This is a genomic window from Paenibacillus sp. RU5M (genome assembly GCF_900221055.1).
Classification (GTDB): domain Bacteria; phylum Bacillota; class Bacilli; order Paenibacillales; family Paenibacillaceae; genus Paenibacillus; species Paenibacillus marchantiae.
In genome coordinates this window covers 263,683-276,926 of record NZ_OBQM01000003.1, presented here as the reverse complement: position 1 = coordinate 276,926, position 13,244 = coordinate 263,683, and the positions used below count along the sequence as shown (strand labels likewise).

12 protein-coding genes are annotated in these 13,244 nt (G+C 49.5%); 2 read left to right on the top strand and 10 right to left on the bottom strand.

All coding sequences use genetic code 11. The features are described 5' to 3' along the window. Window positions 1-203: 203 nt before the first annotated feature. The 10 genes from CRO25_RS11865 to CRO25_RS11815 form a co-directional block, all read right to left on the bottom strand. The gene (locus CRO25_RS11865) at window positions 204-806 is read right to left on the bottom strand and encodes an ABC transporter ATP-binding protein (RefSeq protein WP_079695115.1); all 603 of its coding nucleotides are present in this window, start codon (window positions 804-806) and stop codon (window positions 204-206) included. Continuing rightward, on the bottom strand, window positions 796-1,752 hold the full coding sequence (locus tag CRO25_RS11860) for an ABC transporter ATP-binding protein (protein WP_079695114.1): 957 nt from the start codon (window positions 1,750-1,752) through the stop codon (window positions 796-798). The genes CRO25_RS11865 and CRO25_RS11860 overlap by 11 nt, the downstream gene beginning before the upstream one ends. Before the next feature lie 2 nt (window positions 1,753-1,754). Further along, window positions 1,755-2,738 (bottom strand): ABC transporter permease, encoded by a 984-nt coding sequence (locus tag CRO25_RS11855; protein WP_079695113.1) that lies wholly within the window; start codon window positions 2,736-2,738, stop codon window positions 1,755-1,757. Next, window positions 2,735-3,730, bottom strand: a complete 996-nt coding sequence (locus CRO25_RS11850; protein WP_079695112.1) for an ABC transporter permease — start codon at window positions 3,728-3,730, stop codon at window positions 2,735-2,737. Before CRO25_RS11850 ends, CRO25_RS11855 begins: the two co-directional genes overlap by 4 nt. A 41-nt stretch (window positions 3,731-3,771) precedes the next feature. Further along, window positions 3,772-5,415, bottom strand: a complete 1,644-nt coding sequence (locus CRO25_RS11845) for an ABC transporter substrate-binding protein (RefSeq protein ID WP_079695111.1) — start codon at window positions 5,413-5,415, stop codon at window positions 3,772-3,774. A gap of 347 nt (window positions 5,416-5,762) precedes the next feature. Further along, window positions 5,763-6,236: a nickel-responsive transcriptional regulator NikR gene (nikR, locus tag CRO25_RS11835; protein WP_079695109.1), complete on the bottom strand. Its 474-nt coding sequence runs from the start codon at window positions 6,234-6,236 to the stop codon at window positions 5,763-5,765. A 108-nt stretch (window positions 6,237-6,344) separates the two neighbouring features. Beyond that, on the bottom strand, window positions 6,345-7,211 hold the full coding sequence (locus CRO25_RS11830) for a hypothetical protein (RefSeq protein WP_143813186.1): 867 nt from the start codon (window positions 7,209-7,211) through the stop codon (window positions 6,345-6,347). Window positions 7,212-7,683: 472 nt separating this feature from the next. Continuing rightward, window positions 7,684-9,711, bottom strand: a complete 2,028-nt coding sequence (locus CRO25_RS11825) for a hypothetical protein (protein WP_079695107.1) — start codon at window positions 9,709-9,711, stop codon at window positions 7,684-7,686. Continuing rightward, entirely contained in the window at window positions 9,686-10,588 is a 903-nt protein-coding gene (locus tag CRO25_RS11820) for an ABC transporter ATP-binding protein (RefSeq protein WP_079695106.1), read from the bottom strand. Before CRO25_RS11820 ends, CRO25_RS11825 begins: the two co-directional genes overlap by 26 nt. Then, on the bottom strand, window positions 10,581-10,970 hold the full coding sequence (locus CRO25_RS11815) for a GntR family transcriptional regulator (RefSeq protein ID WP_053783970.1): 390 nt from the start codon (window positions 10,968-10,970) through the stop codon (window positions 10,581-10,583). The genes CRO25_RS11820 and CRO25_RS11815 overlap by 8 nt, the downstream gene beginning before the upstream one ends. Before the next feature lie 479 nt (window positions 10,971-11,449). Here CRO25_RS11815 and CRO25_RS11810 point away from each other — a divergent pair, with 479 nt between their 5' ends. Together CRO25_RS11810 and CRO25_RS11805 are read left to right on the top strand one after the other, a co-directional pair. Next, complete coding sequence (locus CRO25_RS11810; RefSeq protein ID WP_179132153.1) at window positions 11,450-12,322, top strand: futalosine hydrolase; 873 nt, start codon at window positions 11,450-11,452, stop codon at window positions 12,320-12,322. After that, window positions 12,319-13,161 carry a 1,4-dihydroxy-6-naphthoate synthase gene (locus CRO25_RS11805; RefSeq protein ID WP_079695105.1) on the top strand — a complete coding sequence of 281 codons (843 nt, stop codon included), beginning with the start codon at window positions 12,319-12,321 and terminating at the stop codon, window positions 13,159-13,161. The genes CRO25_RS11810 and CRO25_RS11805 overlap by 4 nt, the downstream gene beginning before the upstream one ends. The last annotated feature ends 83 nt before the right edge of the window (window positions 13,162-13,244 follow it).

Genomic DNA, 13,244 nt, shown 5'->3' with positions numbered 1-13,244 from the left:
AACGAATCGGGCATAAGGAGTCTACGATTCGTTCCAACAACGAAACTAGAATTTCGTCTAATAACTCGCGCTCGTTTCATTAAAGCGCTGAGTTCGGTAAAATTGCAAAAGGGGCTGTCCCTGTAGTCAAATCCATGATTCATGTTCATGATGGACTACTCGGACACCCCTTTTATATTGGAAAACGGTTTATACCCCGTAAGTTATGAAGTTGGCATCTGCACAATCCGATCACATAACCTGTCCAGTAACTCCCGATCATGGCTGATGATCAACAGTCCCAGGTTACGCTGACGCGCGATATTCATCACGGTATGCCAGATCTGCGCCTGTGTGATCGCATCCAGCATGGTGGTCATCTCATCAGCGATCACGTAACGAGTTGCTGTGCCGAGTGCACGTGCAACGCAGAATCGTTGCAATTCTCCGCCTGACAACTCACCGGGCCTGCGATCCAGCCAATTCATCTGGATACCCAAGTCACTGAGAAGCTCCTGATCCTCGATCATAGCTTCCTTCAAGACACGGCGCATCCGCCAGCGTGGATTCACCGCTTTCTCCGGATGCTGGAATACAAGCTGTACCGGACAGGCTCCGGCTTTGGGAAGCGGCTTCCCATCCAGCAGCACTTGACCTGCCAACGCTTCCACATACCCTGCAAGGATACGCCCAAGACTTGTTTTGCCACAGCCACTGGGACCCCACAAGCCAACGACTTCCCCCTGCTGTACTTCCATACTTATATTCTGAAATAACCAAGCGCCTTTGCCATAACGATACCCTGCATCACTAACCTCAAGTGGCATGGATGCACCTCACTTCCCCGCCTCGGACCTTGCGCAGCTCAGGACGTTCGTTCGTGCAAGCCATGGTCGCTCCAATGCAGCGTGGTGCAAATGAGCATCCTTCTATCTGCTGCCGACCTGCTGCAGGCTGGGTACCAGACAGAGGTTGAAATTCATTTTGCGGCAACGCATTCCAGAGCGCCTTCGTGTATGGATGTCTTAATCTTTCGCCCTTTCCCGTAAAGTCACAAACCTGTGCCGTCTCCACATTGGAGCCTGCGTAAAATACGGATATGCGGTCTGCTGCCGTCAAAGCAGTCGTAATATCATGGGTAATCCAAAGGATGCCGACGCCTTCATTGGCCAGTTGACGAAAATGCTTCATCGTTTCAGCCAGCACTTCGGGATGGATGCCAGGTGTTGGCTCATCTGCAATAATGAGTTTTGGAGCACCGGAGGTGGCCGTTGCCATCAACACCCGCCGAGCCATACCACCTGACAGCTCAAACGGATATTTGCCCGACGTGCCCTGAGGCAATCCATAACGTCCCGTCAGTTCCTGCTCTGCCTTTTGCATCGTGGATCGGAGCGTCGATCGGTGCTTACGCCCTGTCTTTTGGCTTACAGGTTGAACCTGCCTGCCCACCTTCAACAACGGATCCAAATAACTGACCGATTGCGGAATGTACACCATTTTATCTCCACGCAGATGAAGCTTCCGGTCCATGGTCAAGGGTTCGCCTGCATAGCTAATCCGGCCTTCTATCGTCGCATTGGCAGGAAGAATGCCCATGATTGCCTGCGCCAACACACTTTTGCCTGATCCACTTGCCCCTACGACAGCGACAATCTCCCCTTCATTGACAGACAGATTCAGATCCTGAATAACTTGGGTCTCCTCGTGCCCAAACCATCCCCGAGCACGCCGGAACGAAACCGATACGTCCTCCACTTCAAGAAGCGCCATGTCTACACCACCTCCCTTGAACTGCCGGTTCCCGTTAATGTCTTCAGACTACCGCCCAACACATCAAACGCACGAACAACCAACAACAATGCGAGACCTGGGAAAAAGGCCAACCACCACATCCCTGCGGACAAATATCTCATCGACTCTGATAAAATAATACCGATCGCTGGCTGCTGCGGTGACAGCCCCAGCCCCAGAAACGTAATCGCTGCCTCATGCAGAATGGCATGAGGGAAGATCAGCAGCACTCCCACGAATAGCTGCGGGATCAGATGAGGCAGCATGTGTTGCACCGCAATACGAATTCGCGAATGACCCAATCTGCGTGAGATATGAATATACTCTGCTGATCTCAGCTGAATCATCTCTGCCCTTACAATCCGGGCCAGATTCGGCCAATGAGTCAGGGCAATGGCTAACGTCACCCCAGGCAACCCTCCACCGAACACAAATGCTAGCATCACCAGCGATACCAGGTGGGGAACACTCAGAAAGAGGTCAATGACCCATGAAATGACCCGGTCCGCAGCTTTCCCTGAAGCAGCAGCAAGACCCAGCAAAAGTGCGATAAGTCCGCCGCCACAAGCCGCGAGTAACCCCACCTGAATGCTCGTTGCCAATCCTTTCAATGTGCGCAAGAACATATCTCGTCCCAGCCAATCTGTACCGAAAGGATGTGCCCAGGCCGGAGCCAGATTCCGATCCATCAAGGAGGTCAGCGTCGATTCTGCAGGCAGCAGTCTGCCTGTCAGCCACACGATGGCAATCCAAATCACACCTAGGCCACCCCAGATCATCGCCCATTTGCGCGGATTACGGAAACGAGGATTACTGCCACCTGAATAACCTTTCCCACCATGAGTACGTGGATGTACTGACCTCCAATTTCTCTTGTTCCCCGCCTCACTTTCGGGAGAGTTAACTTTCGGATGCTGTGCAGTCTGAGCCGCAGGCCGGGAGGGACGTTCCAATGTCTGTTTCATCCTATAGCCTCCTCCTTCATGCGCGGATCAATAATACGGTATAGAATGTCGGCAATCATATTGCCTGTAAACACAAAGATCGCACTGCACAACACAAGTCCAAGCAGCAGCGGCACATCACCGCGCAATCCCGCCTGGACCGTTGCTTGACCCAATCCGGGATAGGAAAATACTTGCTCTGCGAGCACAGCTCCACCGAACAATTCACTAAATGAAGCAAATTGCAGCGTCAAAGCTGGCAGTACCACATGTCTGAACCCATGACGACGAAACAGTTGAACACCTCGCTCACCTCGTGCCCTCGCAAAAAGAATATAATCCGAGTCCAGCACATCCACGAGCTTCTGCCGGGTGTGTAAGGCAATAGCAGCTACGCCCGTCAGACTCAACGTCAGCGCAGGCAGAATCATGTGCATGGCCCGATCTCCCCATGTCACTTGATCTGCTGCCATGCCCGCAGGTACACCAAGTCCGATTGGCAGCCAGCCAAGCCATACACCGAATACCATGAGTAATAACAGCGCGATCCAGAATACCGGCGTGGAAGCCAGTGTGTAACAGTACCAACAGATCAGACGATCCAGCCGTGAATCCCTTTTCATGGCAGCAACGACGCCCAGACCGAATCCAATCAGACCGGATAACACCCATGCCACCGCCATAAGAGCGACAGAATTCATGAATCGTTCCTGGATGATGTCCGCAACCGGCTGCCTATAGATCATCGATGTTCCCAGATCACCCTGAACTAGTGCCTGTCCCCAAGTAAACAGGCGTTCTACGGGTGAATCATTGAGCCCCCAACGTTCTTCAATAAGACTGCGCTGCTCTGCGCTCACCCTGATCATATCTCCACCAATGTAAGCCTCCACCGGGTCCACTGGAGAGAACTGCATTAATATAAAAGACACCACGCTGACTCCTGCCAGCAAAGATAACAGCCGCAGCATTTTAAATCCGACAAATTTGGCCCATCCCATCCTGTCCTCCATCCAATCTCTCCCCAAATCAGGCTAAAGCTAACACAGCGTTTCTATTTCGAATCTTCATCCCAGGACCATTCTTCCAGGTTGAATGTCACCGGCCACCCATGACCATGTGGATGGATCTGCTGTTCACCAATATTTAGACCATTCTTCACCAGATACAGATGATCAATGTTCACCAGCCATGCCCATGGCGCATCCCCTTGGTAACTAAATCCTGTCGATCCATCCCACTCCGCTTTCTGCCAGAAGGGCAGTGCTTCTTCTTCCGTTGTCGCTTGGAGAGCTTGTTGCATCCAGTTGTCCACAATTGGGTTACTGTACAATCCAGTGTTGTAGTAACCTTCGCCTTTATGGGTACTACTGTAGAGGTTGTATGTCTCAAGCGGATCATGACTGCCCCACCCAAATAATACGGCATTAGTATAAGCCAGCTTTTTCGTCTCTTCCCTGCTCTTTCCCTCTACATTGACCTTGATCCCTGCCTGGGCCACCATATCCGCAGCAGCCAGCGCTAAAGATTGTCTCGTTAGATCCCCTGCAAAATAAATCAGATTAAACTCGGCCTTTGTGCCGTTCTTTTCCACAATTCCATCACCATCTGTATCCGCCCAGCCGCCATCAGCCAGAATCTGCTTCGCTTCATCGGGATTCGCATCTGCAAATACAGAATCCGGATTGCTCCACGGCAGGTCGTCGCTGACCGAGTAAGCTGGACGACCTTGCCCCTCCAGTACACCCTCCACCAATGCAGTGCGATCAATTGCGAGATTTACCGCTTTACGAATGGAGATGTCGGATGTAACATCATTGCCTGCGGGCAGGCCGTCACCAGACTTCGCGCCTGCGGGTTGCATCGGGAACATGATGCCTCGGTTATCGACTGTTTTCACTGATTCCAGCTTCATTCCGTTCACCTGCTGCTTGCTGAATGCCGCAGGGATAGCTGCGATATCGACTGTTCCGGCTTGCGCCGCCGCAAATGCCGCATCTTCATCCAGATAGAGGAACGTCAGTTTATGGAATGTAGACTTTTTCCCGTAATATTGTTCGTTAGCCTCGACGATCGCCTGCTGACCCTTATCCCACTGCACCAGCTTGTATGGACCAGACCCAACCGGATGCTCGGCATAATCAGGACCATAGGCGTGCTCAGGCACAATACCGAGTGTAGTCAGAAGACTGATAAACGTGGACTGCGGCGACTTTAATGTAAAGACGACAGTTGTCGCATCCGGTGCTTCCACATTAGCCATATTGGTCAGATCGATGACCGAACCACTCTTGGCAGCCGTTTCAAATGTAAACCTGACATCTTCGGCCGTCAGTGGCTCACCATCGGAGAACTTTACATGATCCCGCAGTGTGACGGTCCAAGTCAGCCCATCTTTACTGACGGAATGATCTGTCGCCAGATCATTGACCAGTTGGAGCTTGGCATCCCTTTTCAGCAAGGTGCTCTGAAAGAGCGGCGAACCGTACTGTCCCCAACCTGTAGTGGGATCAAATCCACCTTCCGGTTCCGTGCCAACGGCCAGCACTAATTCTTCTTTGGGAAGAGAAGTCGCCGCCTGATGGACGCTCTCTGTTGAGGATGTCCCCTGTGTACATCCCGACAGCCCAACTGTGCATATCAGTAAAATGCCTACTCCCGCTCTAACTGATCGTTTCCCCCATGAAAATCCACGCATTTACGTTGTTCCCCCCTCTAATTTTTACGATTCAATCCAATTCCGTGTTACTTTTTTTGAAAATTGTAGCACAAAATAGATTTATTGTGTCAACAAACTTAACTTCAAAATCCATTTATTTTCATTTACAGGGAATTTAAACGAGATTAACAGAGGGTTCCGTAGATGGTACAGTGTTTCGAGTTAGGTATTATAACAAAACAAAAAGAACAACAGATTATCGGTAATGGACCAATACTCTGTTGTTCTATATACGTGCTATGGACAAAGTCGGCTAAAGCCAATGAATCGGTTATTGAATTTTTAAAAGTTAATCCGTTGAGGAATCAGGATGATGGTGATGATTATTAATTTTGGCTGTGATCATGATTGTGAGGACTGTGGTGGCTTGCCATTTTGTTGAGTTCATCCACATACGTTACGGACAGCTCTGCATACAGTACTCCTTTTTGAACCTGGATCTGCTGATGCAGATGACGCAATCGTCCTAGGTTGCCCCGTACCGCAATGACCTCCAGACACTGATTATGGTTCAGGTGCACATGCATATTGGAGATGATGTCATGGTGTGCCTCGTGCTGCAGCTCCATTAACCGAATAGGAAGATCACTGATATGGTGGTCATACACCATCACAATAGTTCCAGCTACATCCTGCTCGGAATGCAATGCAGAGGGCTCCAGCAATGTTTTACGGACCAAATCACGAAAAGCTTCCGAACGGTTCTTGTATCCCTGCTCTTCAATATAGCTGTCAAACTGTTCGATCAGAGGCGTGGGAAATGCCACACCGAACCGGGTCAAATCTTCTTTGTCTGCCATTCATATCCTCCTGCCGCCTCGTTTGCTTCGAGTGTACCACAGTCCTGTCTTCTCATCGACTATACTGTTGTTTCTCGGTAGTGGCAAAAAGGATAATGTAGCTCGCTTTTATTTAGGTCTCTTGGTCAGTTCCTGTCTGACTTTGGCATAGGTAGCACTTACCTTCTGTTCCAGTGTATAGATATGTTGTTTGGAGCCTGCCCATTTCTCCACTGCTGCGGATAAGGAGTTCAACGAGCTTAATACGCGTGATGACTGGCCTAGTTTTGCACTCTGTTTGAATTGCTGCAACGCGTTTGAATATCGCTCTTTCGATAGGCTCGCCTGTTTTTTGCCCGTTTGAATCTGCTTCTTCACGGGATCAGCTCCAGCCAGTAAAGTACGCAACCGTTTCACTTCTGTGCTCTTTCGTTTGCGGGCTTCGGCAAGCTCCTTTTTCTTGAAACGAATGTCTTGTCGGGCAAGCTGAACAACTGGTTTCAACGTATCGGCTTGAGTGCGAATAGCCGCACTCCATTCCTTGTTTTTGATCGCTTTTGCAGCATCGAGCTGCCTATTCACTGAACTGTACAAGGCAAACAAAGACTCATACCGTGCCTCGGTTTGTTTTACCTTTTCGATTAAACCAGCGATCTTTGCATCATCGATTTGCCTTATACTCACACGTAATTGTTCCAGCTCCTTGGTATTGGCGGCATGAATGGTTTTTGTCTTTTGTTCCCAAGCTTGTTCCTGCGTCGTCCAGTTGCCAACGTTCTCGTACGCTCGTTGCAGGGACAACTTGGTCTGCGAATCTGCCTTGCTCAGCACGGTCTCCCACGCCTTCTGGGCTGTTACGCCAAGCTCAGGACCCGCCGCTTCAGCAGCGGAGGAATAGTAAATCACACTGATACTGAAGATGATGATGAGTCCCAGACTCATACGCGTCCATACGTTAGCACAAAGGTTAGGGCGTGCCCCGTATCGGTTGCTCATGTTGCTCATGAAACTGGGATTCTTCATGCTCCTCATAGAGGATTGACTCATAGTCTTTTGCTTGTCACCATTTCCCTCAATTATGCGGCTTTCCCTGGCTTGCACTGAACATGAACAAAGACCCACCTGATGACTTGCATTTTCCTCCAAAATTCCAGTTTGCATTCTCTTCTTCTCCCCTCAATATGAATTGATAGTTAGAACCTGCTGGAGTATCTGTGCGGTGACTCGATTACGATCCCTGATATACAAACTGGCAAAAAAACAAAAAAAGCACCCGCAAGTCAGGCGTATTGCCTGCTCTTACGGGTGCTTCCCTCATAAGCCGTTCCATATGGGATTCGCCGAAATGGTCATCATCTCGAATCGAATCATTACCTTTTTCTAATATATTCCATACTTGTATTCTGGTCAAGTCAGATCGAGAAATCAGCATATTTACCGGGAGAACCCTTCCCGCTTGCAGATTAACTTACTGTCCGGCCAGGATGGCTTTCATTTCTTCCGTCAGGTCCTCTTCCGTCAGTATCATATAGATGTTCTCCCCGCGGGTGACATTCAATTTGATCTGATAGAGCGTATCTCTCTCTGTTTGATAACCGGACCTTTGACGTTGAAGCAATTCGCTGATAATTTTTTTATTTTTGGTAGCGATCTGTTTGTTGCCACTTAAATTCCCGTCCACATATTCTGACTGAGGGTACACCATCTGAGGATTTCCGGGACTGTTAATCTCCTGCTTTACAAATTGTGCGGAAGCCACCTCATCTACTGGAAATTCCAGTTGCTCGTATAATTTGTTCTCTTTGAGCCAGTGCAGTACCCTGTCATAGCTTGGTTTGATCTCAAAGTTCCACATCTCCTTGGGTTGAGAAGGGTCATTCGATGAGGAATCCTGATTCATTTCAGCGTATGCAAAAGACTGCCACGGAGAACGTTGTTCCTCGTAAGTCTGGTCCATAATGTCCTGTTTAAGCAATTCCTTGAATTCACGAACTTGATTCGGATTGCTAATATATACTTTTCGGTATGAACTAACCGTTGAGCGAATGCCAATACTTAGCGCGTCCTCATCCAGCTTATACGTATCAAATGCAAATTTTTTGTAAGCCTGAGACTGCTTCAGCGCCATCAATTCCTGACGAAATTCAGGTTCGGGAATGTAATATTTGCGTTTCATCACCTTGCCGTTATCCAGCTTGTAATTAATAAACACATACTCGTCATTACGCATACCAGGATTGATGGGATCATCCAGCAAAGACAGATCAGAATCCACGATCTTCTGATGAAGAGCAATAACGGCTTTCATATATTCAGAATCACTTGAATAGAAAGGGCCATCATCCAACTTCGATGAAACACCGTTAGTATAAGTGTATCTCTCTCCACCAAGCTTGATATTGTTGACCTTGTTCAACTCAGGCACTCGTGCAGCATATCCATTCCAACTGGCAACAGGCACGTACAGAATCAATCCGGCAACAATACCATATAAAACCATCTTGGGCAGCAGCTTGCTGCTCCAGATCAACCACGTCTTGCGAATAATCATCTCGGCAACAATATAACCGACAACTCCACCGAGGATATATCCGAAGATTCCCCACCCCGATGATCCTCTTGGAGCAATAATGGTGAAGTAGGCTCCACTAATTAAAACCAGCGTAAACATTAAACCAAATCGGAATATGGGTTTAACAAGCGTAAACGTCACCGCTTGGGTAGCAGATTCCACCTGTCTCTTCGCATAGAATACGTAAGACAACGGGATGAATAACAGTGTCAATATCGAATAAATAATGAGTTCCCAACCGATCACAGGAGTTCCACTAATCGAAGCCATGCGAAGAACTAAAGATATTTTTTCTGCATTTCGCCCAACCTCATCGTACGGATATCCAAGCAGGTAATGCTGGAGATGCAAGGAAAAAATGAACCATACAACAACAGGCAACAATAGAAGCGCATACACGGTGAGTCCCTGCAACACGGACTGTCCAATGCACATACCAACCACCACGGTCAGCATGAACATAAACAACGAGTAGATGCTCATACTGAGGCCCCACATCCAGATTGAACTACCTTCGAATATAAATGCGGGCTGATCCAGTGCTGCCCATACCCAGCCTGTAATGGCAGTCGTTATCCAGATCGGAAGCAGGATCATTATAAATCCTGTCAACAAATTAACGGTTAACAGATGCTTTCGGCGCAGCGGCAAACTGTGGAACAGATCTGAAGGTGCACCGGATTGCACATACCGGAACAGAAAAATGCCCGCAGCTACCGGGAACGTGATGGCAAACAGAATTTGCACTTCTCCATTCGCCTGAAACAAACTTGTAATCTGCTGTGGTAAATCCCGATACTCTGTACCGATATGGAGCGGTAGCGAAAACAACAACGTGATCAGGTACAAGATGCCGATCCATCCATGCTGCCTGAAATTTTGGAACAGGATGCCCCGGTTACAGAACAATCGGTTGAATATCATATCCTGCATCCTCCATTTCATAGATAAATATTTCTTCCAGCGTCAGCGGCAGCACATCCAGCAGATAGGGATCAAATGCACGGAACCGTTCCGTCACAGCCTCGCGATTGCCTTTCACAATAAACAGGGATACACTTCCACGCTGCTCTTCATGCAAAATATTCACCTGTTCGTCCATAGCCTTGGCATGATCAGGATGGCGGAAAGCGACCTGGATTTTATGTGTATCAGCCTTCAGATCATCCAGATCTTTCTCTACGATAATCCGCCCTTTGTGCATGATGGCAACATGGTCGCATAGGTCTTCAATCTCGCGCAAATTGTGAGACGAGATCAGAATCGTCACCTGACGCTCCGCTGCTTCCTGGAACAGCAGGTTCTTGATCTGCTGCCGCATGACCGGATCAAGCCCATCAATTGGCTCATCCATGAGCAGCACTTCAGGCATGCAGCTAAGTCCAAGCCATACGGCTGCCTGACGGCGCATGCCTTTGGACATGCGATGCAGTTTACGTTTCACATCCAGTTTAAATACACTGCCGAGCTGTACAAAACGCTCTTCATTCCAGCGCGGATATACCGAACGATAGAAGGCAGCCATCTGATGGATGGACGATTGCGGGAAAAAGTATGGCGCGTCTGCCATAAAAATGGTACGTCCCTTGAGGTCCATATTTTCATATATTTCTTGTCCATCAATGTGAACCGTGCCGCTATCCTGACGATAGATGCCTGCCAGTATTTTGAGCAGCGATGTTTTGCCTGCCCCGTTGGAACCGAGCAAACCGTAGATCGACCCCTTATGTACTTGCATCGTGACGCCATCAACGGCTTTTTCCTGTTCAAATGCCTTAATGACCTGATTCAGCTCAATCATGAGGCTCCCCCTTCTCTATACGGGCCATCGCTTCCTCAAATAAAAGCGTCATATCGGCTTTGCTTAGACCGGAATATGAAGCTTCCGCAATCAGCTTCACCAGAGCGGCTCTGATTTCATCTCTCATGGCTGCATTCGGATGTTCCACGGACGATGATACGAAGCTCCCTTTTCCCTGCAATGAATAGATATAACCTTCACGTTCAAGTTCCCGGTACGCCTTCTGAATCGTATTCGGATTAACCGTGAGTTGCCCGGACAGTGTGCGAACGGAAGGCAGCTGCTCATCGGGTTGGAGAACACCGTACACGATCATTTCTTTGATTTTGTCTACTAGTTGCTCATAGATCGCCTTACGGCTGCGTACATCCAATTCGAACATCCCGCACCTCCTCTCTATAAAAGTTGTAATACCCTATTGATGAACGATGACTGTATTTTGAAGTGTATATATCCAATCCTAAGGTGTATTAACTGTATTACTATTATTAGTACAGTTAATACAGATTGTCAACCATTTACTTTGACTTCTCGTATGATTCGCGTTAGGTTTATATATATGATTAAAGTGACATATAGGCAAATAAAATAGATCACTCCCGTATTTAAAAGGCGTGATTTTGGGTTCAGTTTGGTTGGTTCGGGCGGGTTGCTACTGTTCGTTAAATCGCTTATCTCGCTAAATACGTTCAAAGCTTGTTCTGATCTTTCCCCTTCCGTTATGATGGAGAAGAACGTTGTGCTCATTCACTGGTTCACGTGCTCGCTTCGCTCGTTGTCAGTACAGTTTTCACTCCGTCTGGCCTATGCGTACATATTTTATAGATGGCTTTATAAAAACCTCATGAGGGAGAATTCGGGATGAATGAACAGAAACAGAATGATTCTATAGAACGTAATCGCCCAGAAACTGCAAGCTTGTCAAGTAGCTTTGAAACAAATTCGACATCCACAGCATCGACAAAGCGTGTATTAATCGTAACCGCCGTTGATGCGGAAAAAGGGGCTGTACTACGCGGCCTGGGTGACCAAGCTGCGTACTTTGATGTGATTGCTGCTGGTGTTGGCCCTGCCTCGGCCGCAGCAGGAACTGCTGCCGCGCTGGCCTTTGCCTCAGCAGCGGCTGGCGCAAATGCGCTGGCGCAAGGCTCCGCCGCGCCAAGCGAACCCGATGCGGCACAAGCATCTGCCGCATCCTCAAGGCCGGGGCCCCTTGCCGGGACCGGACTGACCCCAGCGTACACGCTGGTGGTCAGTGCCGGCATCGGCGGCGGGTTCCCCGGCCGAGCGGACGTCGGCTCCCTCGTGGTAGCCGACGCCATGGTTGCCGCCGATCTGGGCTCGCAGACGCCAGACGGCTTCCTCAGCGTGGACGAGCTCGGTTTCGGCTCGTCCCGTGTGGCGGCGGACGCGGTGCTTGCCGCGCGCCTGCGCCATGAGCTGCAGCGGGCAGGGCTCGCTGTCAGCGGAGGCACGGCGGTCACCGTATCCACGGCGACCGGAACTGCCGAGACGGCCGCGGAGCTGCTGCGTCGCGTGCCGGATGCCGCCGCCGAAGGCATGGAAGGCTTCGGCGTAGCAACTGCAGCCCAGCAGTTCGGCGTGCCAGCACTCGAACTGCGGGCTATATCCAACGCGGTCGGTCCACGCGACCGCGACGCTTGGCGCATCAAGGACGCCCTGGATGCGCTCCAGGCTGCAAGTTCCATTTTACGGGAGGTACTTACATCATGAAAATTGCATTTTCCCCTTGTCCTAACGATACATTTATCTTTCACGCATGGGTGCATGGACTGATTCCAGGTGCACCTGAGCTTGATGTCCGTTATGCGGACATTGATATTACCAACGGCCTTGCGGCAAATCCGGATGGACCAGATACACCTGAAGTTATGAAAATATCCTATGCAGCACTGCCTTATGTGCTGAATGATTATGCGCTCTTGCCTGCGGGCGGCGCACTTGGCAGAGGATGTGGTCCACTGGTTCTGACCGCTAACGGTACAACCGATCCAGCCTATCTCTCAGGACGCCGAGTTGCCGTGCCGAGCGAACGTTCAACAGCCTACCTGTTATTCCGTCTCTGGGCAGCACAAAATGTTCCCAGCGGTGTAGGCGAGATTGTCGTTATGCCATTCGACCAGATTATGCCTGCTGTACGGGACGGCAAGATCGATGCAGGTTTGGTTATCCATGAAGCACGTTTCACGTACCAGAATTATGATCTCAAACTTATGACAGATCTCGGTAACTGGTGGGAAAGCGACACTGGCCTGCCAATCCCGCTGGGTGCAATCATCGCCCGTCGTAACCTGGATGCTCATGCTCTTGCAGGTTGGGCACGTGCCTCGGTGGAATACGCTTGGGCGCATCCAGATGAGTCCAAAGCATACGTTATGGAACATGCACAAGAGATGGACCCTGATGTAACTGCGCAGCATATCGGCCTGTACGTTAATGAGTTCAGCGCCAACCTGGGCGATGACGGTTACGGTGCAATTACAGCATTGCTTGGACGAGCGATGAAAGAAGGACTTGTTCCCGAGTTCGATCTAGATTTGTTGCGGATCTAATTCGCACGGTATCAATACAAAATAGGAGGCTGTACCCAATTTCGTTTTCCTATTTTCTGTTGGGCACGATCTCAGTGCTATGC

Coding starts and splice junctions, on each gene's coding strand:
- CRO25_RS11825 (WP_079695107.1), bottom strand. CDS start 9,711: ATGATATTCAACCGATTGTTCTGTAACCGGGGCATCCTGTTCCAAAAT.
- CRO25_RS11820 (WP_079695106.1), bottom strand. CDS start 10,588: ATGATTGAGCTGAATCAGGTCATTAAGGCATTTGAACAGGAAAAAGCC.
- CRO25_RS11845 (WP_079695111.1), bottom strand. CDS start 5,415: ATGCGTGGATTTTCATGGGGGAAACGATCAGTTAGAGCGGGAGTAGGC.
- CRO25_RS11855 (WP_079695113.1), bottom strand. CDS start 2,738: ATGAAACAGACATTGGAACGTCCCTCCCGGCCTGCGGCTCAGACTGCA.
- CRO25_RS11815 (WP_053783970.1), bottom strand. CDS start 10,970: ATGTTCGAATTGGATGTACGCAGCCGTAAGGCGATCTATGAGCAACTA.
- nikR (WP_079695109.1), bottom strand. CDS start 6,236: ATGGCAGACAAAGAAGATTTGACCCGGTTCGGTGTGGCATTTCCCACG.
- CRO25_RS11805 (WP_079695105.1), top strand. CDS start 12,319: ATGAAAATTGCATTTTCCCCTTGTCCTAACGATACATTTATCTTTCAC.
- CRO25_RS11860 (WP_079695114.1), bottom strand. CDS start 1,752: ATGGCGCTTCTTGAAGTGGAGGACGTATCGGTTTCGTTCCGGCGTGCT.
- CRO25_RS11865 (WP_079695115.1), bottom strand. CDS start 806: ATGCCACTTGAGGTTAGTGATGCAGGGTATCGTTATGGCAAAGGCGCT.
- CRO25_RS11830 (WP_143813186.1), bottom strand. CDS start 7,211: ATGAGCAACCGATACGGGGCACGCCCTAACCTTTGTGCTAACGTATGG.
- CRO25_RS11810 (WP_179132153.1), top strand. CDS start 11,450: ATGAATGAACAGAAACAGAATGATTCTATAGAACGTAATCGCCCAGAA.
- CRO25_RS11850 (WP_079695112.1), bottom strand. CDS start 3,730: ATGGAGGACAGGATGGGATGGGCCAAATTTGTCGGATTTAAAATGCTG.